At 66.3% G+C, this 26,070-nt stretch carries 18 protein-coding genes; 9 read left to right on the plus strand and 9 right to left on the minus strand.

The genetic code is table 11. The features are described from left to right. Window positions 1-14 precede the first annotated feature (14 nt). The 3 genes from gluQRS (at window position 15) to recR (ending at window position 5,367) form a co-directional block, all read left to right on the plus strand. Complete coding sequence (gluQRS, locus tag JOF47_RS20520) at window positions 15-935, plus strand: tRNA glutamyl-Q(34) synthetase GluQRS (RefSeq protein WP_210002402.1); 921 nt, start codon at window positions 15-17, stop codon at window positions 933-935. A gap of 10 nt (window positions 936-945) precedes the next feature. Then, window positions 946-4,545 (plus strand): DNA polymerase III subunit gamma and tau, encoded by a 3,600-nt coding sequence (locus tag JOF47_RS20525; RefSeq protein WP_342592884.1) that lies wholly within the window; start codon window positions 946-948, stop codon window positions 4,543-4,545. Between the two features lie 96 nt (window positions 4,546-4,641). Further along, window positions 4,642-5,367, plus strand: a complete 726-nt coding sequence (gene recR / locus JOF47_RS20530) for a recombination mediator RecR (RefSeq protein ID WP_210002406.1) — start codon at window positions 4,642-4,644, stop codon at window positions 5,365-5,367. Window positions 5,368-5,512: 145 nt separating this feature from the next. On the opposite strand, the gene JOF47_RS20535 is transcribed toward recR, so the two are convergent. The 4 genes from JOF47_RS20535 to JOF47_RS20550 form a co-directional block, all read right to left on the minus strand. Continuing rightward, a complete protein-coding gene (locus tag JOF47_RS20535) occupies window positions 5,513-8,005 on the minus strand; it encodes a GcvT family protein (RefSeq protein WP_210002408.1) in 2,493 nt (830 codons plus the stop codon). A 25-nt stretch (window positions 8,006-8,030) separates the two neighbouring features. Beyond that, a complete protein-coding gene (purU, locus tag JOF47_RS20540) occupies window positions 8,031-8,924 on the minus strand; it encodes a formyltetrahydrofolate deformylase (RefSeq protein ID WP_210002851.1) in 894 nt (297 codons plus the stop codon). Window positions 8,925-9,007: 83 nt separating this feature from the next. Then, window positions 9,008-10,888: a BCCT family transporter gene (locus JOF47_RS20545; RefSeq protein WP_210002410.1), complete on the minus strand. Its 1,881-nt coding sequence runs from the start codon at window positions 10,886-10,888 to the stop codon at window positions 9,008-9,010. 978 nt (window positions 10,889-11,866) lie between these two features. Further along, window positions 11,867-12,799 carry a LysR family transcriptional regulator gene (locus JOF47_RS20550; protein ID WP_210002412.1) on the minus strand — a complete coding sequence of 311 codons (933 nt, stop codon included), beginning with the start codon at window positions 12,797-12,799 and terminating at the stop codon, window positions 11,867-11,869. 161 nt (window positions 12,800-12,960) lie between these two features. On the opposite strand from JOF47_RS20550, the gene JOF47_RS20555 reads away from it, so the two are divergent. Together JOF47_RS20555 and JOF47_RS20560 are read left to right on the plus strand one after the other, a co-directional pair. Continuing rightward, on the plus strand, window positions 12,961-14,265 hold the full coding sequence (locus JOF47_RS20555; protein WP_210002414.1) for an aromatic ring-hydroxylating oxygenase subunit alpha: 1,305 nt from the start codon (window positions 12,961-12,963) through the stop codon (window positions 14,263-14,265). Beyond that, window positions 14,262-15,677 carry a ferredoxin reductase gene (locus JOF47_RS20560; RefSeq protein WP_210002416.1) on the plus strand — a complete coding sequence of 472 codons (1,416 nt, stop codon included), beginning with the start codon at window positions 14,262-14,264 and terminating at the stop codon, window positions 15,675-15,677. The genes JOF47_RS20555 and JOF47_RS20560 overlap by 4 nt, the downstream gene beginning before the upstream one ends. Window positions 15,678-15,784: 107 nt before the next feature. On the opposite strand, the gene JOF47_RS20565 is transcribed toward JOF47_RS20560, so the two are convergent. The 3 genes from JOF47_RS20565 to JOF47_RS20575 all read right to left on the minus strand — a co-directional run bounded on the left by JOF47_RS20565 (window position 15,785) and on the right by JOF47_RS20575 (window position 18,852). Beyond that, on the minus strand, window positions 15,785-16,594 hold the full coding sequence (locus JOF47_RS20565) for an IclR family transcriptional regulator (RefSeq protein WP_210002418.1): 810 nt from the start codon (window positions 16,592-16,594) through the stop codon (window positions 15,785-15,787). Window positions 16,595-16,774: 180 nt separating this feature from the next. After that, window positions 16,775-17,875, minus strand: a complete 1,101-nt coding sequence (locus JOF47_RS20570) for an ABC transporter permease (protein WP_210002420.1) — start codon at window positions 17,873-17,875, stop codon at window positions 16,775-16,777. After that, entirely contained in the window at window positions 17,872-18,852 is a 981-nt protein-coding gene (locus JOF47_RS20575; RefSeq protein ID WP_210002422.1) for an ABC transporter ATP-binding protein, read from the minus strand. Before JOF47_RS20575 ends, JOF47_RS20570 begins: the two co-directional genes overlap by 4 nt. A gap of 310 nt (window positions 18,853-19,162) precedes the next feature. Between JOF47_RS20575 and JOF47_RS20580 the strand changes: the two genes are divergently transcribed. The 3 genes from JOF47_RS20580 (at window position 19,163) to JOF47_RS20590 (ending at window position 21,975) form a co-directional block, all read left to right on the plus strand. Further along, window positions 19,163-20,449, plus strand: a complete 1,287-nt coding sequence (locus JOF47_RS20580) for an aspartate kinase (RefSeq protein ID WP_210002423.1) — start codon at window positions 19,163-19,165, stop codon at window positions 20,447-20,449. A gap of 105 nt (window positions 20,450-20,554) precedes the next feature. After that, on the plus strand, window positions 20,555-21,460 hold the full coding sequence (locus tag JOF47_RS20585) for a 3-methyladenine DNA glycosylase (RefSeq protein ID WP_210002425.1): 906 nt from the start codon (window positions 20,555-20,557) through the stop codon (window positions 21,458-21,460). Between the two features lie 50 nt (window positions 21,461-21,510). Beyond that, a complete protein-coding gene (locus tag JOF47_RS20590; protein ID WP_210002427.1) occupies window positions 21,511-21,975 on the plus strand; it encodes a subtilase-type protease inhibitor in 465 nt (154 codons plus the stop codon). A 28-nt stretch (window positions 21,976-22,003) separates the two neighbouring features. On the opposite strand, the gene JOF47_RS20595 is transcribed toward JOF47_RS20590, so the two are convergent. Beyond that, the gene (locus JOF47_RS20595) at window positions 22,004-22,678 is read right to left on the minus strand and encodes a response regulator (RefSeq protein WP_425354922.1); all 675 of its coding nucleotides are present in this window, start codon (window positions 22,676-22,678) and stop codon (window positions 22,004-22,006) included. Beyond that, window positions 22,675-24,393 (minus strand): sensor histidine kinase, encoded by a 1,719-nt coding sequence (locus JOF47_RS20600; RefSeq protein ID WP_210002428.1) that lies wholly within the window; start codon window positions 24,391-24,393, stop codon window positions 22,675-22,677. The genes JOF47_RS20595 and JOF47_RS20600 overlap by 4 nt, the downstream gene beginning before the upstream one ends. A gap of 190 nt (window positions 24,394-24,583) precedes the next feature. On the opposite strand from JOF47_RS20600, the gene JOF47_RS20605 reads away from it, so the two are divergent. Continuing rightward, complete coding sequence (locus tag JOF47_RS20605; RefSeq protein ID WP_210002429.1) at window positions 24,584-26,020, plus strand: CitMHS family transporter; 1,437 nt, start codon at window positions 24,584-24,586, stop codon at window positions 26,018-26,020. The last annotated feature ends 50 nt before the right edge of the window (window positions 26,021-26,070 follow it).

A 26,070-nucleotide genomic window follows, 5' to 3' on the forward strand; every position in this document is an offset into this window, starting at 1 on the left:
GAAAAGGAGTAGTCATGGGTGCCGGACGATTCGCTCCCAGCCCTTCAGGGGAACTACACCTTGGAAACCTGCGCACCGCAATCCTGGCGTGGCTTTTCGCCCGTTCCACGCAACGCGAATTCCTGATGCGCGTCGAAGACCTGGATCGCGCCCGGGCCGGCGCCGAGGAACTCCAACTCGCAGACCTGCGGGCCATCGGCCTTGACTGGGACGGGCCGACCGTCCGCCAAAGCGATCGCATGCCCCTGTACTCCGCGGCAATAGACGACCTGCGTTCACGCAACCTGCTCTTTGAGTGCTACTGCACCCGGCGCGACATTGCCGAGGCCGGAAGCGCACCACACGCCGCTCCCGGGACCTATCCCGGCACCTGCCGCGATCTCAGCGAATCCGAGCGGGAAGCGAAGCGGGCGATGCGTCCCGCGGCCCTGCGCCTGCGCAGCGAAACCACCGAGTTCTCCGTCACGGATGCGCTGCACGGACCATTCACCGGAGTCGTCGACGACTTTGTGGTGCTGCGCAACGACGGAGTTCCGGCCTACAACCTGGCGGTCGTAGTTGACGACGGCATTCAGGGCATCGACCAAGTGGTGCGCGGGGACGATCTGCTCTCCTCGGCACCCCGGCAGGCGTACCTGGCGGGGTTGCTGGGGTACACCGCGCCGGGCTACGCGCACGTCCCGCTGGCATTGAACGCCGAGGGCAAACGGCTGGCCAAACGCGACGGGTCCGTCACACTGGGCCAGCTCGCCGGGCACGGCGTCGGCCCCGGCGAAGCAAGATCCATGATGCTTGCGTCCCTGGAACTGCCGACCACGTCTCTTGATGCCGCGTTGGCGGCCTTTGACCCAACACTTCTACCCACGGATCCGTGGGTCTTCACAACCGATCCGGGTGAGAAGCGCGGGATGCGCTTGGCACCGGAAAACCGATAGGGTGGCCCTCGTGAGTACAGCTCTTTACCGTCGCTACCGTCCCGACAATTTCGGGGACGTGATCGGGCAGGAACATGTCACCACACCGCTGATGACGGCCCTGGAAAAGAACCGGGTCAATCATGCCTACCTCTTCTCCGGTCCGCGCGGTTGTGGCAAGACCACGTCCGCCCGCATCCTGGCCCGCTGCCTTAACTGTGCCCAGGGCCCAACGCCGACCCCGTGCGGCACCTGCCCCAGCTGCATCGAGCTGGCCAGCGGAGGCCCGGGTTCCCTTGACGTCATCGAGATCGACGCGGCGTCCCACGGTGGCGTCGACGACGCCCGCGACCTCCGCGAACGTGCCACGTTCGCCCCGGTGCGCGACCGCTACAAGATCTTCATCATCGACGAGGCCCACATGGTCACCTCGGCGGGCTTCAACGCCCTGCTGAAGATCGTCGAGGAGCCGCCGGAGCACATCAAATTCATCTTCGCGACGACCGAGCCGGACAAGGTCATCGGCACGATCCGTTCGCGCACCCACCACTACCCGTTCCGGCTGGTTCCGCCCGAGCCCCTGATCAAGTACCTCGAGTACCTGTGCACCGCCGAGGGCGTTGCGGTGGCCCCGGGCGTGCTTTCGCTGGTCATCCGCGCCGGCGGCGGCTCGGTCCGCGACTCGCTGTCCGTGTTGGACCAGCTGATCGCGGGCGCGGGACCCGACGGCCTTGACTACGAGCTGGCGGTGTCGCTGCTCGGCTACACCCATGCTTCGCTGCTTGACGACGTCGTGGACGCCCTGGGCGCCGGGGACGCGGGGACCGTGTTCGGTGCCGTGGACCGCGTGGTGCAGACCGGCCACGACCCACGCCGCTTCGTTGAGGACCTGCTGGAGCGCTTCCGCGACTTGATCATCGTGCGCGCCGTCCCCGAGAACGCCTCGCAAATCATCCGCGGCTTGCCCGAGGACCAGCTGCACCGCATGCAGACCCAGGCCGCGGGGCTTGGCCAGGCCGAGCTCAGCCGCTGGGCCGACGTCACGAACGCCGGGCTGACCGAGATGTCCGGCGCCACCTCGCCGCGCCTGCACCTTGAGCTTTTGTGCGCCCGCTTGCTACTGCCGGCCTCCGATGCCAGCGAGCGCGGCTTCAACGCGCGCATGGACCGGGTCGAACGCCGACTGGCCTACGCCGGAGACGACATTCCCGCAGCGGCTGCTTCGGACGCGGGCCACTCCGGCCAGCCTTCGGACTCCTCCTCCGGCTACGAGTCGGAAAACCAGGGCCAGGGTGCGGCCGCGGTGCGTGAAGCACTTCGCGCCGCACGAGCCCAAAAGGAGGGCGGCCCCGCCGCCGCCCCGGCTCCTGCGGCGACCCCTGAACCCGAGCAGCAGCCCGCACCGCAGGCGGCCCCCGTACCGCAGGCAGCACAGGATTCCGCCGAGGCACCTGCCGCTGCCCCGGTTGCACCTGTGACGCCAGCGCAGGCTTCCTCGGCACCCGCTGGTTCGGCTCCGGCCGCGCCAGCACCGGCAGCACCGGCAAACGATTCGGAAAACTCCGCCGACTGGGGAGGCACCTGGGGACCCGTTCCCGACGCGCCGGCAAACCCCGTGACCCAACCGGTGGCGCCCGCGCAGAGCACCCCGGTGAACCCGCCTGCAGACGTGCCGCCGTTCAGCATCCTGCCCGATCGCGAACCCGAGTCCGAGGAAGGCGCCCCTACGCCCGCCACGGAGCCCGCACCGATCCAGCAAAACCAGGCCATGGCCGAGTTCACCAAGCGCGCCATGGAAGAAAAGGCCGCGAAGGAACGCGAAGCCCAGGAGCAAGCCTCCCGGGAAAAGGCCGCCGCCGAACAGCGCGCCGCGCAGGAACGCGCGGCCCAGGAAGCAGCAGCCCGGGAACAGCGTGCCGCCCAGGAAGCCGCCGAACAGGAACGTGCGGCCCAGCAGCGCGCCGCGCAGCAGCAGCAACGCCAGCAGCAGGCGCCGCCGGTCCAGCAACAGCAGGCTCCGCAGTTCCAGCGGCAACAGGCGCCAACGCAGCAGGCCGCGCCGTCGCAGCAGCGCCCTGGACAGCAGCCCGTTCCTTCGCAGCAGGCGCCGGCCCAGCAGGCCGGGTCTTCGCAGCAGCATCCGGGACAGGCCCAACAGCCTCCCGCAATGCAGGCACCCCAGGCACAGGGCGCACCCGCGCATGCAGGAGGCGCCGGATCCGTGGAGATGTTCCGCCGCGCATGGCCGGACATCCTTGAGGAGCTGAAGAGCACCAAGAGGTTCCTCTGGATGACGGTTGCACCCAATGCCTCGGTGACGGGCTTCGACGGCCGCACGCTGACCGTCAGCTTCGCGCACCCGGGCGCATTGACCGCGTTCACGGCTCGCCCGGAGCACATCTCGATCCTTGGCCAGAGCATCCAGAAGGTGCTGGGCGTTCAGGTCGAGTTGGCCATCGTCGCGGGAGGGTCCGCACCGGCGGGTGGTTCTGGCCCAAAAGTTGATCGCCGGCCCGAGCCGGCGGTGACCTCGAGTCCAGCTGAATCCGCACCACAGCAGCACACCGCCACTCCCTCCCCCGGTGCACCCGCACCCGCTTCATCGGGATGGGGAACCCCTCAGCCAGCAGCGCAGGCAGCAGCACTTGCGCCTGTCCAGCCAGCCGCACCCCGTCCTGCCCAGGCTCCGGCTCCGCAGGAATCGGCCCAACCGCAGGTTGCCGCCTCCGCCGCTCCGTCGTCCGTGCAAGGACCCGCGGCGCAGGCACCAGTCGCACCAGCGCTTGCTGCGCCGGCACCTGTGTCTGCTGCTCCGGCACCCCGTACGGCAGCATCCGCGCCGTCGCCCGCGTCCGCACCCGAGCAGGCTTCGCCGCCCTTCGGCGATGACGACCCGGGCTTCGGACCGGAACCCACCTATGATTCCGAACCATGGGACGACGCAGGCGGGGACTGGGACGCTTCCTCCGTTCCGGTACCCGATTGGGATGCGGAGCTCAGCACGGCAACGGGTTCGGCCGAACCCGCCTGGGGCACGGATTCCGCGGCCCCGGCACCCCGCGCGGCAGCCGCCTCGCTCCCCCCGGTTCCGCCACCGGCAACCCCTAAGGGCTATGTCGCGCCCGCCCCCTCACTGGGTGCTGCCGACCGTCCGGTCGCCCCGCCACCCGGCGCCTCGGCTGCCACGTGGGGCATGCCGGTGCCTGCACCCGCCGCACCTGCTCCAAGCGCCGGCGCAGCCCCGGTATCCAACGCACCGGCAGCGGACGGGAAACTCAGCCGCTACCAGCGGCTGATGAACCGCGCCGCGGGCGTGACCGACGGCGGCGGCGCCAGGGTCGTCGCGCAGCAGGTTCCCACGGATCCAACTGCGGGAGCCTGGGGCAACCCCGCGGATGCGCCAGATTTCGCGCGGCCGCGGCCAACTCCGGAGCCGAGCCAACAGGCCCCCGCACAGCCGACGCCGGTAGAATCGGATGATACGGAATTCGTCCCCAGTGACGACGACATCGCCATCGAGGACTCGTCCCTGCTCGGCGTGCCGGCCATTGAGCGCATTCTCAAGGGCCGGGTTATCGAGGAACGCGATCCCCAGGGCAATGTGATCGAACGCCCGGACAGGATTCGCTAGTCTTCACGGGCACTTTCGATAAAGTGTCGCGTTGGACGTGTAGTCTCACCCACGGTCAGTTATCGGGAACAGCAAAATTAGGCAGTGTGAACGCAAGTGTACGAAGGCGCAGTCCAGGAACTCATTGATGAGTTGGGCAGGCTTCCGGGGATCGGTCCGAAGTCGGCCCAGCGCATCGCCTTCCACATCCTTGAGGCGGACCCGGAGGACATGAAGCGGCTTTCCGAGGCCATTCGCGTGGTCAAGGAACGTGTGAAGTTCTGCAGCATCTGCTTCAACGTCTCCGAATCCGAGACCTGCGGGATCTGCCGCGACGAACGCCGCAGCGACTCGGTGATCTGCGTGGTCGAGGAGTCCAAGGACGTCATGGCGATCGAACGCACCCGTGCCTTCACCGGCCGCTACCACGTGCTCGGCGGCGCCATCAATCCCATCAACGGGGTCGGCCCCGAGCAGCTGCACATCCGCGAGCTCATTGCCCGGCTGGGCGACGAGCGCATCACCGAGATCATCCTGGCAACGGACCCCAACCTGGAGGGCGAGGCCACGGCCACGTTCCTGACCCGCACGCTGCGCCCGCTGGGCATCGAGATCACCCGACTGGCCTCCGGCCTGCCGGTGGGCGGGGACCTGGAATACGCGGACGAGGTCACCCTCGCACGGGCCATCGAGGGACGCCGCTCCACCGCCGTGAGCGCTCCGGCGGCCCCCTTGGTTCGCTCGGCACCCGCCGCAGCACCGGCCCCGGCACCCACAACCGCGCCGGTTTCCGAGACGCCGGCCGCCGAAACCCAGGCCCCGGACACCGTCTCCGCCAGCTAGACCACCGCCGGGCTTCTCGGCTTCAGGAAGCCAGGCGATGCGGGTTCCCGACGCCAGCTTCCCGGCGGGGGTATGCAGCTTGCGCCGCCCGGCATGTCACCCGGGTCCAAACCCCGCGTGCCATGCCGGATGACGTGGGCGTAAGCTACCCGCGCAGGCGCTCCATCTTCGGGTCGAAGAGCGGATCCGCGGCAACCGTCGCGGGAATCCGGCGGCCGAAGTACTCGATCTCCACCTGGTCGCCCTCCACAGTCGCGGCAGGCAGCCACGCATAGGCCAGCGGCGTGCGGACCGTGTAGCCGTAGGCGGCGGACGTGACATACCCGGCGGGGCTCCCGTCGATGAACACCGGTTCCTTGCCCAGCACCATGGAGGTCCCGTCGTTGACGGTCAGGCAGCGCAGGGCCCGATCCGAGGGCTTGGTGCGCAGCACATCCACCGCGTCGGCCCCCACAAACCCCGTCTTGTCCTTGGCGATGGAGAAGCCCAGACCCGATTCGAACGGGTGGTGCTCGGGCGTCACATCGGTGCCCCAGAGCCGGTAGCCTTTTTCCAGGCGCAGGGAATTGAACGCCCCGCGGCCGGCGGCAATGATCCCGCTCTCGCGCCCGGCCTCGAAGAGCACGTCCCAAAGCTTCTGTCCGGTCTCGGCGCTGGCGTACAGTTCCCATCCGAGCTCTCCCACGTAGGACAGGCGCATCGCGGTGACCGGGATCCCTCCGATGACCACCTCGGCACTGCGGAAGTACTTCAGCGACTCGTTGGAGAAGTCGTCCTCGCTGACCTTGGCCATGACCTCGCGGGCCAGCGGCCCCCACAGCCCGATGCAGCAGGTGGCACCGGTGATGTCACTGACGTGCGCCCACGCTGCCGGGTCGGCCTCGGCCTGGCGGCGGGCCTGGACCGTGAAGTAGTCGAGGTCGATGTTGGAGTTCACGCCCAGCTGGAAGCGTTCTTCACCCAGCCGCGCAATGGTCACGTCGCTGCGGATGCCCCCGTCGGGATTCAGCAGCAGGCAGTAGGTCACCGCGCCCGGCTTCTTGGCGATGTTGCCGGTGCTCAGCCGCTGCAGCAGGGCCAAGGCCCCGGGCCCGGAGACCTCGAGGCGCTTGAGCGGGGTCATGTCGTACATGGCCACCGCGGTGCGCGTCTTCCAGGCTTCGGCCGCCGAGATCGGGGAATGGAACTTGCTTGACCATTCGTCTCGTCCCGGGGACCGCCATGCTTCTGGCAGCTCGTCGAGCAGGTCCCGGTTGGCCTCAAACCAGTGCGGGCGCTCCCACGCAGCGGACTCCAGGTAGACGGCACCGAGCTCGTCCTGCCGACGACGGAACGGGCTGGAACGCAGGTCCCGGGGCGAGGTGCGCGGCTCCAGCGGGTGGCGGATGTCGTAGATCTCCACGAAGTTCTGCTGGGACGTCTCGCTGACGTACTCCTTGGTGGTTTGCACCGCCTCGAAGCGGGTCACCTCGCCCTCGTGCAGGGAGATGGATGGCTGTCCGTCGATGAGCAGCTCGGCCACGGCCCGGGCGATGCCGGCCGAGTGGGTCACCCAGACGGCCTCGGCGACGTAGAAGCCCTCCAGCTGGGGGGCCTGACCCACCAGCGGGCCGCCGTCGGGGGTGAAGGAGAAGATCCCGTTGAAGCCGTCCTCGATCGACCTGCCGCCCAAAGCAGGGAGCAGCTTCTTCGAATCCTCCCAGGATGGCAGGAAGTCCTCTTCGGTGAAATCCAGCCGCGAGGGCATCTCGTGCTCGGACATGCGCTCGGCCGGCACCTTCGCCAGGGAGTCCAAGTCCACCGGCATCGGGCGGTGGGCGTAGGAGCCGATGCCGATCCGATCCCCGTGCTCGCGGTAGTACAGGTCCTTGTCCTGGTGGCGCAGGATCGGCAGGGAGGCCCCGTTGGGCCCGGGGTTGCGCCCGGCGAGCTCCGGCAGCGCATCGCTGGTGACGTATTGGTGGGCCAGCGGCAGCAGCGGCACGCGCATCCCGATCATGTCCCCGATGGCAGGTCCCCAGAACCCGGCGCAGGAAACCACGATGTCCGCCTCGATGACCGTATCGTCCCCGATCCGCACCCCGGTGACCTTCCCGCCCTCCTGCTCGATCCCGGTGACGGTCGTGTCCCCCAGGAACCGCACCCCGGCCGCGGTGGACTTCTCAATGAGCAGCTGCACCGCCCGCGCCGCGGACGCCAACCCGTCGGAGGGAACCAGGAAGCCGCCCAGCACCGTGTCCTGTTCCAGCAACGGGTAGAGCCGCTTGCATTCGGCGGGGTCGATCAGCCGCGATTCGAGCCCCCAGGAGGTGGCGAATCCGTGCCGGCGCTTGAGCTCTTCCAGGCGTTCGGGGGTGGTGGCTATTTCCAGCCCGCCAACCTGGTTGAAGCAGGAGGTGCCGTCCTTCGTCAGGGACAGCAGCTTTTCGACGGTGTAGCTGGCGAACTCGGTCATCGACTTCGAGGCGTTGGTCTGGAAGACCAGTCCCGGGGCATGGGAGGTGGATCCGCCGGCCAGGTGCAGGGGTCCCTGCTCGATGACGGTGGTGTTGGTCCAGCCGCGGACGGCCAGCTCGTCGGCCAGGTTCGCGCCGACGATGCCGGCCCCGATGATGACGACGCGGGGTGCTTGGTTCATGGAAATGCTCCTTTTCGGGGGGTGTTTAGCGGAAGACGACGGTGCGGGTGTTGTTCAGCAGGATGCGGTGCTGGCAATGCCAGGTGATGGCCCGGGCCAAGGCCTGGGCCTCGGCGTCTCGGCCGATCCGCGCCAGGGCGTCGGCATCCGGGACGTGGTCGACCCGGAACACTTCCTGTTCGATGATCGGTCCCTCGTCCAGGGACTCGGTGACGTAGTGCGCGGTGGCCCCGACCATCTTCACGCCGCGGGCGTAGGCCTGGTGGTAGGGCTTGGCGCCCTTGAACCCGGGCAGGAACGAGTGGTGGATGTTGATGGCCCGCCCGTGCAGCGCGGCGGTCAGCTCGTTTGAGAGCACCTGCATGTAGCGGGCCAGTACCACCACGTCCGCCCGGTGTCCGGCGATGACCTCCTGGAGCCGGGCCTCGGCGGCGGGCTTGGTGTCGGCGGTGACCGGGATGTGGATGAACGGCAGCCCGGCGGCCTCGGCCATGGGGCGCAGGTCCTCGTGGTTGGAGACGACTCCGACCAGCTCGGCGCCGAGCGTTCCGGTCCGCCAGCGGTAGATCAGGTCGTTGAGGCAGTGCCCGAACTTCGAGACCATGACCAGCACCCGCTGGGCCCGTCCGTCGTGGAACGCGAAGTCCATGTCGAACTCCCCCGCCAGCTCTGCGAACGCAGCTTCCAGCTGCTCGACGGTTTCCCGTGGGTCCCCGCCGGCCAGTGCCGTGCGCAGGAAGAGCCGGCCGCCGACGTGGTCGTCGAATTGCTGGTGCTCGGCGATATCGAAGCCGGCATCGTCGAGGAACCCGGTCACGGCCCGCACGATCCCCGGCTTGTCCGGGCAGGAGAGTGTGAGGACGAAGCGGACGCTGCGCGGGTGCGTGGCATCGGCGGTCGGTACCGGCTCGTGGGTCATGGTGGTCACGTTGGTTGCTCCCTTGGCTCGCTGAAAGGTGGATGGATATTGGTTGATGGTGGTGTGTGGATCGCGGAGGTTCATCAGGCGTCGGCACCCCGGCCCGGACAACGGTCCGTGGAGGCACAGGCGTCGGTGCAGTCGTGCCTGGTCACCAGCTCGAAGGGCACCCCGCCGTGTTCGTCCACGCCGCTGCGGATGGCCCGTTCGACCACCGAGTCGGCCAGTTTCTTGCGCAGCGCCAGCGGGTCTCGGCGCAGGTCCTTCACCAGGGCGATGCACAGGATGAACATGACGACCGCGAAGGGCAGTGCGGAGACGATGGTGATGTTTTTCAGGCCGTTTAGCGCTTGCCCGGGGTCGTCCCCGCCGGCCAGCAGCATGATGGCGGCAACTGCCCCGGTGAGCACCCCCCAGAACACGATCACGCGCTTGGAGGGTTCCAGACGCCCGTTGGTGCTCAGCGAGCCCATCACGATCGAGGCGGAGTCGGCCCCGGTGACGAAGAAGATGCCGACCAGGACCATGGTAAGAATGGCCAAGGCCAGGGTGATTCCCGGGGACGTGCCCAGGTGGTGGACCAGGTCGAACATGGCGCCCTGGAAGTCGATGGACGGTTCCCCGTCGACCATGCTCACCATCGAGTCGGTTGCGCCGTTGGAGGCCTCGGCCTTGAGCTGGACGTCGAAGGCTGCACCGCCGAAGATCGAGAACCAGATGACGGACACCAGGGACGGGACCAGCAGTACGCCGGTGACGAACTGGCGGATGGTGCGACCGCGGCTGATCCGGGCGATGAACATGCCCACGAACGGCGCCCAGGAGACCCACCAGGCCCAGTAGAAGATGGTCCATCCCGACATCCAGGCCCGCACCGACTCGTCACCGGCCGACTCGGTGCGCGAGGCCATCGAAGGCAGGTCGCGGACGAAGTCGCCGATGGCCGAGGGCACTAGGTTCAGGATCAGCAAGGTGGGACCCAGCACGAAGACGAGTACCGCCAGCAGCAGGGCCAGGACCATGTTGATGTTGGAGAGCCACTGGATGCCCCGGGAGATCCCTGAGACGGCGGAGAGCACGAAGCAGACGGTCAGCACCGTGATGACAGCGACCAGCACCGGGGAGCCGACCTTGCCGACCCAGCCGTTGAACTCGATTCCGCTGGCGATCTGCATGGCCCCGAGCCCCAGCGAGGCGGCAGTCCCAAAGAGCGTGGCGAAGATGGCCAGGATGTTCACGATCTTGCCGGCCGGCCCCTCGACCCGCGGGCCGAACAGGGAGGTGAATGCGGAGGAGATCAGTTGGCGGCGCCCCAACCGGAAGGTCGAGTAGGCCATCGCGATACCGACCACCGCAAACATGGCCCAGGGGTGGATGCTCCAGTGGAAGATGGACGTGGCCATGGCCGTCTGGATGGCTTCGGGGGTGCTCCCGTCAACGGTTCCCGGGGGCGGGGACACGTAGTGGTAGAGAGGTTCCGCCACACCGTAGAAAACGAGCCCAATTCCCATGCCGGCGCTGAACATCATGGAGATCCAGGAAATGGTGCGGAACTCCGGTTTTTCACCGTCCCGTCCCAGCGGGATGTTCCCGAACCGGCCCAGGGCCAGCCAGAGCACGAAGATCACGAAGAACGAGGCCAGCGAGACAAAAAACCAGCCGGTGTTCTCCGTGACCCAGGACAGCGCCACGTTGGAGGCCGCTGAGAGCGAGGCGGTGTTGACCAGCCCCCAGATGACGAAGGCCAGCGCGAAGGCCCCGGCAACGCCGAAGGTGACCTTGTCCAGCCCCTCGGGCAGGCGCGGAACCATCCGTATCGCATTCCGCTCCGATTCGCTGTCCTTCAGCTCCTGCAGGATCACGGTGTCAACCGGCGGTTGGGGCGCCGACTCCATTTCCTCGTCCAGGTTTGCATCAGGTACGTCCGGCTCTTCGGACGTGGTTTCGTCGGTGTTCACTGCCATGAGGGTTTCCTTTGACTGGGGGATGCGACTTGCGTCTTTGGAGCCAGGTGGAACCGTGGGACGAGTCGGTGCGTCCTTTGCGGGGACGCTATCCGGGGTGGATGCCGGCTGGAAGGTCTAGCAGCTGAATGGATGCTTCAATCTCGATGATTCAGTAGGCGAGGGTGACAGCGTGGACGAGCGCAAGGAACTTAGTTGCGGGCCGCCTCTACGGTCCACAAATCAAACGTCGAGGCATGTTTCGGCATTCGATCTCGCAGCTCTCCGTTCCACCTTCTGCCAGTGAGGCACCCTGGTGCGTGCAGCCTTTGCGCTTCACTCGTCAAGTCCTTTTCTCTGGTTTGGTCCGGCCACGAAAGGGGAGACGATGTTTCTCATTGATCAACAGCAAGCGTCTCGAGCAACAATCGTGGCGTACCTCACATTCGAAAGTCAAGGAGGTATTACCCGACCAATTGGGAGGTTCTCGCTGATTGAGTCAAGTGCCTCATGAAGAAATGCCCGCGAAGATACCGGCCGGCTCGGTGGCAACACGTGAGACCGACGCATCAATCCAGCGGCTCCCACTAGATACCGGGCACAGGCCGAGGCCATGCCGGGCGGAGCATTTGCGCGGATATTTTTCGCGGCCCCGGCTGAGGCAGGCACGCTGGGGAAGGTTGACACCGAGGGAATCCGGGCCCAGAAATCTCCGGCATCAACGCCGGTGAACCAGATCGGATTGGCTCCGTTGACCCCACCTTCATTACCGGACGTGACCGGATTCGGAGGACGAAACCAGTGGCGGGTTGACCAAAGACCCGTTCGGCATTCCCGCTGCCGAGGTACGCGGATTCAGGCCCTGCTCCTTCCGCGGAGGAAGCTGCACCGGATGTCGCAGAACGCTGGCATGGCGCCCTCCGAGGCTTGCAGAACTCGGTTACGCAGTGCCGCCGCGTCGCATTGCCACCAAAACTCCGAGTCCATGCTTACCCGGTGTCATAGATCGCCTTCCAGCCGGTCGATGAGGATTCGCTTGGACTTGGCCTGCAGGATATCGAGAGATTCCTTGACAAGCAGCGAATCCATGCTGCCACGGCGTACGGCAGCGACGATTCTGCGCGAGGGCTTCCCTTGGCCAGATATGCGCAATCGAGTCACGTTTTCCGCGCTTCCCAGAGGCGCCAGTCGCGGTAGCAGGCCCACCCCCATTCCCGCGCCGACGAAGGCGATCTGGGTTTCCCACTCGATGGCCTCATGGGCAATTCGCGGGGTCACACCGACCGCCGTGAACGCCGCCGTGAACAGGGCATGATAGGTCGACCCGGGAGCTTCGGTGATCCATGGTTCCGTCGCCAGCTCCTCGAGCGTCACCGTTTCACGCGATGCCAAGCGGTGATCGGACGGAAGGATCACGTCCAGGGGGTCGTTCAGCAGCGTTGTCTGCTCAAAACGCGGATCTTCGTCCACAAGGGTCTCGGACTGCATTGCCACAATGACCGCCAGGTCGATTCGCTCGGCAACCAACAGGTCGAAGCATCGGGCCGGATTTGCCTCGAGCACCTGCACTTCCAACAAGGGGCGCGACGAACGCAGGGCCGCGGCCAGTGGCGCGAGCAGCTGTGCGGCCGCGGTGGAAAAGCCTCCGAGCCCAAAATGGGATTGCACCTGGTCACCGGCCTCCAGCGCAGCGGCACGCAGTCGCTCCCATTCCGTAAACAACGTGTCCGAGCCCGTCACGAGATATCGGCCGGTTGCCGTCAAGCGCACGCCCCGACCGTCCTTCGCCAGCAGCTGCATCCCAAGAGCTCGCTGCAGTTCCCGCAGCTGCGCAGAGACAGCCGATGGTGAATAACCTGTGAGCTCCGCAGTTGCTCCGACGGTACCGCATCGCGCAAACACCCTAAGCGTCGTAAGACGTGGATCGATCATGCGCCTATTCTGCACTATTATCACCAAAATCTTGCGCTTTTATTGCAGAGCGCGGATCCCTAACCTCATGAGTACGACGATTTCGACAGCTGCAGTGACGGCGATCACCCTCCGTAGTCCCCGGCCCCGCATGCCCACCCATTCCTCCGAGGAGTAAACACATGTCTGCTTCAGTGAACGTGCCCCTGTCTTCACGCGGCAAGCTCGCTTCGTCATTGCCCGCAGAGCAGCTGGCCGAGATCACCGAGTTGTTCGAGTACCGGCTCGAAGGCCATTCCCTCGACGCGCCGTTTTATACGGATCCGGCGATCTTCAAGATCGACATGCAGGCCATTTTCGGCCAGCATTGGGTCTTCGCAGCAAGCGTTGCAGAACTTCCTGAACCAGGCGACTACGTGACCGTCGACTACGGCCCCTATTCCTTGATCGTCTTGCGCAATGACGATGGCGGCGTCAACGTCTTGCACAACGTGTGCCGCCACCGCGGCGCGCGGGTCTTGACCGAATCCACCGGAACCACTGGCAACCTGGTCTGCGGCTACCACTCCTGGACCTACTCGCCCAACGGCGACCTGATCCACGCGTCCGCACCCGGCGAAACCAAATTCGACAAGAGCTGCTTCGGCCTCAAGCGCGCCCACAGCCGCGTCTACGCCGGACTCGTCTTTGTCTGCGTTGCGGACGAACCGCCGGCCGATTTCGACGAAACCGCAAAGATCTTCGAGCCCTACCTCGCACCCCATGACCTGTCGAAGACGAAGATCGCCTACCAGCAGAACATCATCGAGGAGGGCAACTGGAAGCTCGTCATGGAAAACAACCGCGAGTGCTACCACTGCGACGGCCACCCGGAGCTCGCCTGCTCCCTCTTTCCCACCTGGGGCCTGACGGAGGGCCTCATCCCACCACATCTCGAAGAGGTGTGGGACCGCAACAAGGAAGCCGAGGCTTCGCTCGAAGAGCGTTGCCGGCGCTACGGACTTCCCTATGAAGTCGTCGAGGAACTCGACACCCGCGTGGCGGGCATCCGCATCTCCCGCGAGCCCCTCGACGGCGAGGGCGAATCGTTCTCGGCCAACGGACACAGGCTCTCCAAGAAGTTGCTCGGGGACTTGCGCGATTTCCGGCTCGGCCGCTGCTCCATGCACCTGCAGCCCAACAGCTGGTTCCATTTCCTCGGCGACCACGTCATCACGTTCGCCGTATTCCCCATCAATGAGCACCAGACCCTCGTGCGCACCACCTGGCTGGTGGCGGACGACGCCGTAGAAGGCGACGACTACGACCTTGAGAAGCTCACCCACACCTGGAAGCAAACCAACCTGCAGGACAAGGCGTTCGTAGAGCTCTGCCAGACCGGCGCGAACAGCCCGGCCTACGAACCCGGCCCCTACATGAAGAGCGAATACCAGGTCGAGGCCTTCATCAATTGGTACGTGCAGCGCGTGCAGGAGCACTTGGCATGATCGAGAGCATGACGACCACCGCAATTCCGGAGGCGCAGCGCATCCGCGGCCTGGAAATGCCGTGGAACAGGGTGCTGGGCAGCACCGAGGGACCCGCCGGTGCCGCCCGCGCCCTGGGTCCCTGGCATCCGCAGGAGTTCATGGCCGAGTGCGTTGAGACCGTTCCCGAGGCCGGCGGCATGATGACCTTCGTGTTCCGCCGCGCCGACGGCGCGCCCCTGGCATTCAGGCCGGGCCAGTACCTCAACATCGCCTTTCCGGTGAACGGCGAGGACCGCGACCCGGTGGACCGCAGCTATTCGCTGTCCAGTTCGCCCACCGAACCGTGGACATTCAGCGTCACTGTCAAGCGCGATCCTGCCGGTCTGGTCTCGCCGTGGGTGCACGAAAACGTCAGGCCCGGCATGGTGCTGGACATGCTCGGACCGGTCGGCGCCTTCCACCTGCCCGATGCCGACCGGCGGGCGCGCTTCCTCCTACTCGCCGCGGGCGCCGGCATCACCCCCATCATGTCGATGTTGCGGACCATCCATTCGCTGCCCGGGCATGCCGATGTCGTGGTGCTTTACCACGGCGCCGAACCCGGGGGCTTCGCCTTCTTCCGGGAGCTGGAATACATTGCCGCCGTTGATTCGCGCGTCAAGGTCTTCTACTCGCTCGGAGACCGCAGCGCGCCTGGGGATTGGGAGGGTCTTTTCGGGCGTCTGAGCGCAGCAATGCTCGATGAGGTGGCACCCGATGCCAACGGACGCCAGGTCTATGCCTGCGGCCCCGAGGGCTACCTGAACACAGCGACCGGGCTCCTGAACGAGGGCGGCGTCGACGACACCTCCATCCACATGGAGTTTTTCTCCGGAGACCGCCAGACGATCCTGGAGTACGAGGCCGAGATCGCGCTGGCCGGGGAAATCGCCGAAGAGATCGCCGAGGAAATCGCGGTTTCCGCCGAGGAGTACTACGAGAGCCAGCCCGCGACGCTTGGACTCTACGAACCGGGCTACGATGCCGACGGAACCCTGGAGGCCACGGGACTGCCACTCGAGACGGCCGACCCGAGCTCTCCCGGCACCGAGGCACCCGGCGACGGATCGGGCACGGTTCCGGAGGCCGGTTCCCCCGACGCCTCGACGTTCGACACCGTGGGCACCGGAAGCCTCACCCTGTCCTTCATGCGCACCGGCCTCAACGTACGCATCAACCCCGAGGAACAGATCCTCGGCGTAGCCAAGCGGGCAGGGGTCAGGATCGGCGCGAACTGCCAGGAAGGCATGTGCGGCTCATGCAAGATCGTCAAGCTCTCCGGGGACGTGGAAATGAACCACCAGGGCGGGATCCGGGCACGGGAGATCGAGGCCGGCAAGTTCCTGCCGTGCTGCTCTACCGCGCGGACCGACCTGATGATCGATGCATGACCGAGGCAGACCGGGAAGGTTTCGGCATCTTCGCAACAACGACCTAAGCAAACGGTATTGCGATTAAAGGCTGGATTCGGGCCCACCCAAAGCAATCGGCATTGGCTTTAACCCGCGGTGTAACCCAATGAAGCACTGACTTGCTGCCCGGCCTGTTTGAGCCCCTCAATCAGGCCGGGCATCGTTTCGGGATCGAAGCGGAACGTCGGTCCGGAGATGCTGATGGCCCCGACAACAACAGCAAGATGGTTGCGCACCGGCACCGCCACCGAGTTGATGCCCAGCTCGAACTCCTCACGGGCCTGCGCATAGCCGTTCTTCGCGACCTGCAGGAGCTCCTTTTCCAGCGCCGCACGGGTTCGTATGGTGTTGATGGTGCGCTGCGGAAGCCCCGCGAGCTTCAAGATCCGGCCCCGCTCGTCGGCGCCCAGGGCCGCCAACAGGACCTTGCCGCTGGAGGTGGCATGCAGCGGCGTCAGGCTCCCGAGCCAGTCGTGGGTCGCAAGGTTCGAGGGGCCCATGGCCTGGTCCACGTTCACCGCGTACTTCTCGCGCAAGACGGCCAGGTTGACCGTTTCCCTGTATTCCTCGGCGAGCGCCTCGATGACCGGGCGCGCTTGCCCCACCAGCGAGAGCCTGCCCGGGATGGTGCTGGCCAGGCGCAGGATGGTGAAGCCGAGCTCGTACTTGCCGCGGTTCGTGTTTTGCTGGACCATTCCCCGGGCCAGCAGCGAACCGAGCAACCTGGACGCCGTCGACTTGTGGATGCCCAGTTCCTCCGCCACTTCCCCGACTCCGGAGCTGCCGTCCCGGCCAAGGATTTCCAGGATCGCGAGGGCTCGGTCCACCGACTGGACACCGCCGGGGGCCGCATCCTCGTAATCCGCCTCCGGATCCGGTGGTTCTTCCGTTGCCATGGCTTCCGTCCCTTCGAATGATCCTTACAGTAAGCTACACGCCGGCCGGCTTATGCGTTGGTCGGCAACGCTCCTGCCGCCCCGGTCTTTCACCAGTTGCCACGCAGGACCGGAGCATGACTGCCGGGCGGTCGACCGGCCCTGTCCCGCAGCTAGGAACATTTCACAAGAAGATCGATGTCAGGCGATGCGGGTTCCCGTCGCCAGCCTTCCGGCCGGGGTATGCAGCTTGCGCCGACCCGCCACCAGCAGCACGGCGGCCAAAAGCAGCTGCAGGCCCAGGCCCAGCGGCCACAACGCGGTCGCGTTTGCGGGCGCCACCTCGACATTCTTGACCCCGTTGATGCACGGGGTGAAATCCATCTGCCCGGCCTGCGACTGGCGCACGGCCTCGCTGATTCCGCCCATCGGCCCCATCGTGTCCAAGGACTGGTTGCTTGGATCCACTGCCGGGCGCGGCACGGCGTCGGCCACCACCACAAACGGGTTGGCCGCCAGCAGCCAGGTGTTTCGCTCGGTCGCGTAAGCCGTCATGGGGTAGAGCGCCGTCCCACAGGTGTAGTTGTTCTCGTCCCATTCGACGGTTCCGTCGCCGTTCATGTACTCATCGGGCCAGATTTGTTCGGACACCATGACTTCGGTCTTGACCAGTTCCATGCTCAGGCCAAAGCCGATCAGCGTTCCAAGGCCCAGCATTGCCACCAAGAGGTAGGAGATGAGCACCGCGAAAAGGGTCCGGTTGGCCAAGGCCGAAACGCCGACGCCGATAGCGCAGACAATCGCCAGTTCCAGGGCCAGCATGCCCAGGAGCACGGGAACTCCCGGCAGGTACACGTCCCCATAGGTCATGGCCCAGCCGATCAGCGGAATCGTCACCACCAGGAACCCCAGGGAGGCAACCCATGCGGCAAGCCACTTGCCGATCAGCAATTGCCCCGGCGTGAGCAAGGTGTTTTGCAGGATGGCGAGGGTGCCGTTTGCTCTGTCGCCGGTGATGGAGTTCGAGCTCAGGGCCGGGGCAATGAGCATTCCGAAGAACAGGACGAACGCGATGACCAGCTCGAACATCACCTGGCCCGCACCGAATCCCTCGGACCCGACGGTGGCTGCCGCCAGTGCCACGACGGCGGCAATCACCACGAACCAGATCGCGAGCATGATGTACCAACCGCGGCTCCTCACGCGCTGGAGGATCTCCAGCTTGAAGATCGTTCCGATCCCGGCAAGGTAACCCAGGGTCGGGGACGCTTCGGGCGGGCGCTGCGTGACGGGGGCGCTCATGGCGATCCTTCCTCAAGGCTCAGGTAGGTCTCTTCGAGAAGTCCGGAGGACGGGGCGAAGGCGGTGACGGGAACGCCGGCCGCGACGAGCGTGTTCAGCAGCGCCGCCGCCTCCGCCTCGCCGGCGAGCCGGGTCTTGGCGTTGCCGCGCGGCGAGTCGAGGTCGTGCTGGTAGGTCGCCTGGACCTGGTTTTCGTCGAGGACCCGGCGCAGTGCCGGGACATCGAGCGTTGCAATGGTGTAGCCGCGGGTTTGTGCCCCGGCCTCGGCCAGGGTTTGGCTGCGAACTGTGTGTCCCTTGGAGATGAACACCGCGGCGTCCGCCATTTCATCAAGCTCCGCCAGCACGTGGGAACTGATCACCACGGTCTTCCCGCCGTCGGCCAGCTGCCTGAGCAGCAACCTCAGCTGGACCCGGGCTCCCGGGTCCAGGCCGCTTGCCGGCTCGTCGAGCAACAACACGGCGGGGTCGTTGATCAGCGCGCGGGCCAGCGACAGCCTTTGTGCCTGGCCGCGCGAGAACACCCGGGCCGGGGTGTCGGCCAGGTCTCCCAGGCTTACCAGTTCCAGCAATTCCGCCGCGCGCACCGCCCCACGCTTCTTGTCCATGCCGTAGAGCGCCGCCACGGTGGTGAGGATTTCCCGGCCGGTCAGCGATTCCCAGACGCCCAGGGTGTCCGGCATCCAGCCGAGCACCGCGCGCACCGCGCGCGGGTTCGTCGCCGGGTCCACGCCGGCAACGGAGATCGAGCCGCGATCGGGGCGCAGCAGCGAAGCGAGCATCAGCAGGAGCGTGGTCTTGCCGGACCCGTTGGGGCCGATCAGGGCCGTGACTTCGCCGGGGGCCGCCCGGAAATCGATGTTCTCGACGGCCTTCACCGGCCCGAACGAGCGGGCCAGGCCCGTGGCGACAATGCCGCCTCCTCGGGTGTGTTTGCTTTCCAGCACCCCGCCGGGGCTTGGGACTTCGGATTCCATGGGTTGCTACTTCCCCGATTCAAGACGCGAACATTGTCCCCAACCCTACGCAGTTGGCCCAGTCACGTCGCGCTTGTCGGGTTTTCGTTATCGAATTGACGTATTGGTTCCCGACCGGGTCCGCGACGCCAAAAAGGTGACCCGCGCGACATTCGACCAAGCAATCAGACCAGCTCGCAGGTCGAATATGACCCATCGTGGTCATCTAATGCCGGGTCCGTGCACCACAATGGCTAAAATTAAAGCCGCGCCGCCCTTGCGGCGTTCAACCCAGATTTGAGAATCCCCCACCCATGGAGTGTGCTGACGCATGAGCCTGATTGTCCAGAAATTCGGCGGATCGTCCGTTTCGGATGCCGAAGGCATCAAACGTGTTGCCCGTCGGATTATTGACACCAAGTCCGCCGGCCACGAAGTTGTTGTCGTCGTCTCCGCCATGGGTGACACCACCGATGAGCTGCTCGACCTTGCCAACCAACTGACCGACGAGGCGCCGGCCCGCGAAATGGACATGCTGCTCTCCGCCGGAGAACGCATTTCCATGGCGTTGCTGGCAATGGCCATCGACGGCCTGGGCGCCAAGGCGGCTTCATTCACCGGCTCCCAGGCGGGCGTGATGACCGACGCAATCCACGGCAAGGCACGCGTCATCGAGGTTTCCCCGCAGCGCGTGCGCCGCGCCATCGAGCGCGGCTACGTGGCGATCGTCGCCGGCTTCCAGGGCATGAGCAAGGAATCCAACGACATCACCACCATGGGTCGCGGCGGATCCGACACCACCGCGGTGGCGCTGGCCGCGGCACTGGGTGCCGATGTCTGCGAAATCTACACGGACGTGGACGGCATCTACACGGCGGATCCGCGCGTGGTGCCGACCGCACGCAAGATCGACACGATTTCCAGCGAGGAAATGCTGGAGATGGCAGCCTCCGGCGCCAAGATCCTGCACCTGCGCTGCGTTGAATATGCACGCCGCTTTGGGGTTCCATTGCATGTACGCTCGTCCTTCAGCAGCAATGAAGGAACCTGGGTCCTGCCCAGCCCCGACGACCAAATCAAGATTCAAGAAGGAGAACCCTTGGAACAGCCCATCATCTCCGGTGTCGCCCACGACCGCTCCGAAGCCAAGGTCACCATCGTTGGCGTTCCGGACATTCCGGGCAAGGCAGCCCAGATTTTCGGCGTGATTGCCGGCGCCCATGCCAACATCGACATGATCGTGCAGAACGTTTCGACCTCGGGGTCGGGCCGCACGGACATTTCCTTCACCCTTCCGATGGTCGACGGCAAGGTCGTGCTGGATGCCCTGGGCGGCGCGCAGGAAGATATCGGCTTCGAGGACATCTCCTACAACGAGAATGTTGGCAAGCTGTCGCTGATCGGCGCCGGCATGCGCTCCAACCCGGGCGTTTCCTTCACCTTCTTCGAGGCCCTGCACCAGGCCGGCGTGAACGTCGACATGATCTCCACCTCGGAAATCCGCATCTCGATCGTCACGGATGCCAACAAGCTGGACACCGCGGTGCGCGCCATCCATGCGGCATTCGACCTTGACTCCGATGACGAAGCAACCGTGTACGGCGGCACCGGCCGCTAGGCCGAACAGTATCGCCGCAGTGGTCGGCGGCTTGTGGACCGTTGGTTCGCAAGCCGCCGACCACTGCATTTAAGGCTTTGGGTCCCGCCCGGCGATAATGGGAGGATGCATTCCCCCACCTTGGTTTGGCTGTCCGAAGAGCAGTGGCTGCCCTTGGCGACCGCCCACGCGGAACGTTCCAAGCGATTCGGGGAACCGTTCACCGCGCGGCGCATGAATCGCGAGAAGCACCCCATTGAGGACTTCCTCTTCACCTACTACACGCAGAAGCCCGGACAGCTCTACCGTTGGCATCCGGGGCCCGGCGTGGTGCTTGGCGGGGCGCAGGCACGGGAGCGTGCCGAGTGGAAGTTCTACCGCGAGCTACTCAACGAGGACACCGGCGAGCGCGGGTACACCGTGGACGTCGAGGCGTTTGCCGCGGCACGCCTCGAAGCGATCCGTTTTGCGCGGATCATCCTTGCCGGCACCGTGCAGCGCCCCGGGAACTTTGCCTGCTTCGGCCTGCACGAGTGGGCCATGGCCTACAAGTCGGAGCAGAACGGCATCCGGCACGAATACCTGCCGCTGCGCCTGGGCGCCGAGGGCACCGATGCGGTGGTGGAGGAACACAAGATCCGCTGCACCCACTTTGACGCGTATCGCTTCTACACCCCCGAGGCCGCACCGCTGAACGAGCTGCGGCCAACCCGCGAGACCCAGCGCAACCTGGAACAGCCCGGCTGCCTGCACGCCAACATGGACCTGTACAAGTGGGCGTACAAGCTCGCCCCGGCGGTGCCGAGCGAGCTGGTGATGGATTGCTTCGAGCTCGCATGGGACATCCGCACCATGGACATGCAGGCCTCCCCGTACGACCTCCTGGAATGGGGGCACGAGCCGATCCGCATCGAGACTCCCGCCGGCAAGGCCGAGTACGTGCGCCGGCAGAAGGACTTCGCGGACCGGGCGCAGGACCTGCGGGGCAAATTGCTGGCCCTTGCCCAGGCACTGCCCCTGGAACAGACTTAGTGCACGGGGCCCAACGTCCCGGCTGCCCCGACGGAGAGCGAGAAACCAGAATGAGTCCCCGCATGCGGTTCCCCGTAGTTGGTGCGCTGTTCGCGGCCCTGGTGCTGTTGTCAGGCTGCGGCGGCGGCGACGAGGGTCCCGGCCAATCTTCCGCCCCGCCGACCGGCCAGGAAACAATGGTTGAGCTGGACATCGTCATCCGCGCCGACGGCCAGAACCAGAGCGCCGTATATTCCCTGCGGTGCGCAGGGGCGACGGCGCTTGAAACCAGCAACCACCCGCGCGCGGACGAGGCCTGCGCGCTTTTGGCCATGCACCCGCAGATCCTGGACCCCGCGCCGGCACCGGGCACCCAAATGTGCACCGAGCAATACGGCGGCCCCGCCACGGCAAGCATCACCGGAACCGTTGACGGCAAGTCGGTGGAGCGGGACTTCGACCTGAAAAACGGTTGCGGCATTTCCGCGTGGAACGACGCCCTTCCCCTGCTGGTGGAACTGACCACCGGAAACTGACAGGCCGCCCCGGGACTGCGTCCGGCCGCTAGTGCTGGACCAGGTAGCGGTGTTCGGGCCGGCCCCGGCTGCCGTAGGTCAGTTCCAGGCGCAGCGAACCCGCCTGGACGAGTGTCGCCAGATAGCGTTGGGCCGTGGCCCGGGAGATGCCCACGGCCGAGGCCACCTGCATGACCGTTGCCGGTTCCCCGGTGGCGGCCACCGCGGCAAGCACCGCCTGTTCGGTGGGCGTTGCGGCCACGGCACCGCCCTCGTCTCCGGCCAGGAGGGTGCGCTGCGCCCGGTCGATCGCCCCCTGGTCCAGCACCGTCGCCGAATCCAGCTGCCTGCGGTAGCGGGCGTAGGAACGCAGCCTCGTGGCAAGCACCTTGGGGTCGAACGGCTTGACCAGGTAGCCCAGCGCGCCGCGGCGGATGGCGGTGCGCACGGCATCGACCTCGGTGGCCGCGGAGAGCACAAACGCGTCGACATCCAGCGTGGCCAGCAGGTCCAGGCCCGAGCCCTGCGGCAGGTACACGTCCAGGAGCAGCAGGTCGGGTTTTTCCTCGGCCACGGCCCGCGGAACCATGCGGGCGTCGTGGACCGGCGGCAGGGCGGTGAAGCCCGGGACCTCGTCCACGTAGCGGGCGTGCAGGGCCGCCACCCTGAAATCGTCGTCAACCACCAGGACCCGCAGGTCGTTGGTCGGATTCATGGAGATCATGGCCTTTCGGTGGTCGTGGATTCGGGGGTGAGCACCCCGGGCAGGCGGGCGGCAAACACCGCGCCGGCGATTGATGATTCGTCGCCGGACGCCGAGTGGTCGCCGCGATCCGGGTGCGTTCCGCCAGCATCGGCAATCCATACGTCGCCGCCGCGGGTCCTGGCCAACCGGCGGATCAGTGGCAGGCCCACGCCGTGGCCGTGTTCCTGGGCGGGGATCCCCGCCCCGGTGCTCGCGCCCTCGGCGAAGACGTCCATGCCGGCCGGCACCCCCGTCCCGGAATCGGCGACGGCAACGTGCAGGGTGTTCCCCTCCCCCAACAGGTCCACTTCCACCCAACGCGGGTCGGGGCCTTCGACGGCGGCGGCCAGCGCGTTGTCGATGAGGTTGCCGAGCACCGCCGTGGCATCCTGGGCGTCGTTGAGCCGCCCGTAGAGCGCGCTTTCCTCGCCGACGCGCAGCACCACGCCAAGCTCGTAGGCGCTGACGCCCTTGGCGCCCAGAAAGGCACGCAGGTAGGTGTCGTCGATGGCCCCGAGGTTCTGCACCGGTTCACGCACCGGGCCCGATTCAATGACCTCGCCCAGGTACTCCTGGGCCTCGGCCACATCCCCGTTGCGCAGCAACCCGGAAATCGTGTGCAGGCGATTGGCGAACTCGTGGCGCTGGGCGCGCAGGGCGCCGGCCATGGTTTCCACGGCGTCCAGCCGGGAACCGAGGGTCTCGATGGTGGTGACGTCGCGCAGCAGCACCACCTTGCCCAGGTCGTGGTTCTCGCGGAGGACCGGATGCACGGTTGCCACAAGCGCCGACTTGTCGGTTTCCAGGCGGAGCGTACCGGGCTCCCCCGCGTCGATGGCGCTGACCAGCGCCGGGGGCAGTCCCGCCTCCGCGTAGGGCTGGCCCACGATGTCGGCGGACTCGTGGCGGTGCGGAAGGCCCAGCATGAGGCGTGCCGCCTTGTTGCGCACGCTGATGCGACCGTCCCTGCCGATGCCGATCACCCCGTCCTCCACGCCGTAAAGCACCGCATCCTGGTCCCGGAGCAGTTGCGCCATTTCCGCCGGTTCCAGCCCCAGGGTCTGGGCCTTGAGCCGGCGCACCGTCACCCGCCCGGCAACGATCGCCACCGCGGCGGCAAGTGCCGCAAAGAGCAGGATCCAGGAGATGGAGGCCATCAGCGCCCCGGTCAGCGAGTCGGTGACCACCCCCACCGAGACCTGGCCGACGACCTGGCCGGAACCGGGCGCATAGACCGGGACCTTGGCGCGCACCGAGTCGCCCAACGAGCCGCGTTCACGCAAGACGGCTTCGATGCCGCTCAGCGCCACCGGCTCGGTCGACGCCGGCTTGCCGATTTCATCGGGGTTCGGGTGGGCCAGGCGCAGCCCGCGGTCCTCGAGAATCGACACGAAGTCGGCCGCGGCCCGGCCGCGCACGTCGTCGGCGAGTTGCTGCAGCGGCCCGGTGCGCAATTCGTTCAGGTCCAGGGTCTCCAGTGCCGAGTGGCGCGCGACCTCCTCGCGCACCTGCCCGGTGGCAGCGACGGTGCGGGCGATGGCCAACGAGGTGTTCTCCGCCCGTTCAAACACCCTGTTGTAGCTCGCAATGATCGTCGCGATCGTGACCACCACGATCAGCAGGCCGAGCACCGCGAACTGCAGGGTCATGATGCGGGCTGCAAAACCGCGGCCTGGTTTTGTTGCTGGGGACATGCACCAAGTCTAGAACCAGTGGTGAGTTTTATGAGCAAAAAGGTTTTTAGGGGAAGAAGACCGCTTTGTGCGCACAACGGCACCAACGTGACCTGGCACACGTAGCGTTGTGGCTCACAGCCTGTCACCGTTCGCAGCACTGCACCCGGCACGGCTCCAACCAACACACTTCACCCAAAGGAGATCCCCCATGCTGGTAGCACTCGGGTTCCTGATGGTCGCCACCTTCATGGCGCTCATCATGACCAAGCGCATGACCCCGTTGCTGGCGCTGATCATCGTGCCCACGGTCTTCGGCCTCTTCGCCGGGGCCGGGCTCGGCATCGGCGACATGGTGATGGACGCGGTGAAGTCGATGTCCGGAACCGCGGCGCTGCTCATGTTCGCCATCATGTACTTCGGCATCATGATCGACGTGGGCCTCTTCGACAAGCTGGTCGACGGCATCCTGAAGCTGGTCGGCAACGACCCGGCCAAGGTTGTCATCGGCACCGCCCTGTTGACCGGCCTGATCTCCCTGGACGGCGATGGGTCGACCACGTTCATCGTGGTCACAGCTGCCTTGCTGCCGATCTACCAGCGCCTGGGCATGAGCCCGGTGGTGCTGACCTGTGTGGCCGGCCTGACCAACGGCACGCTGAACATCGTCCCGTGGGGCGGCCCGACCGCCCGCGCCGCCGCGGCGCTTCACGTTGACGCCTCCGAGGTGTTCGTTCCGATGCTTCCGGCGCTGGGCGCCGGCCTCATCGCGGTCTTCGCCTTCGCCTGGGCCATGGGCATTTCCGAGCGCAAGCGCCTGCAGCGCGAGGATCCCCTGCGTTGGGGCGTGGGTTCGACCCTGAACATCTCCGGCGGCACTCCCAAGCCCCCGGCATCGCGCATTCCCAACGGCACCCCGTCCGTCGGCGGCCGCGGCACCGCGCTGATGGAACAGGTGGCGGTGCTGGGCGACGGCACCGAAACCGCCACCATGAACGGCACCGTGCTGGACCCGAACCGCGAGACCCTGCGCCCCAAGCTGTTCATCTTCAACCTGTCGATGACGGTGGCCATCATGGTGCTGCTGATCCTGGACCTGGTCCCGCTGTCCTACCTGTTCATGGTCGGCACCGCCGTGGCCCTGCTGGTGAACTTCCCGAAGATCTCCGACCAGGCCAAGATGATCTCATCCCACGCATCCTCGGTGATCGCCGTGGTCTCCATGGTCCTGGCCGCGGCGGTGCTCACCGGCGTGCTCTCCGGCACCGGCATGGTCGAGGCCATGAGCGCCTGGCTGGTCGACGTGATCCCGTCCTCCATGGGCCCGCTGCTAGCCGTGCTCACCGGGTTGATCTCCATCCCGGCGACGTTCTTCATGAGCAACGACGCGTTCTACTTCGGCATCCTGCCGGTGCTCACCGAGGCCGGCGCCCACTACGGTATCGACCCGGTGGACATGGCCCGCGCCTCGATCACCGGCCAGCCGGTGCACATGCAGTCCCCGCTGGTCCCGGCCATCCTGCTGCTGGTCTCGCTGTCCAAGGTCGACCTGGGCGAACACCACAAGAAGGTGTTGTGGCGCGCACTCGTGGTCTCCCTGGTGATGCTCGCCGTGGGCGTGCTGACCGGAGCCATCGGCATCGGCTAGGGACCGCCCGAGGCAACGGCCCGCATCCCGGGAGCCGCCCACCATGGTGG

The organism is Paeniglutamicibacter kerguelensis (genome assembly GCF_017876535.1).
GTDB classification, from domain to species: Bacteria; Actinomycetota; Actinomycetes; order Actinomycetales; family Micrococcaceae; genus Paeniglutamicibacter; species Paeniglutamicibacter kerguelensis.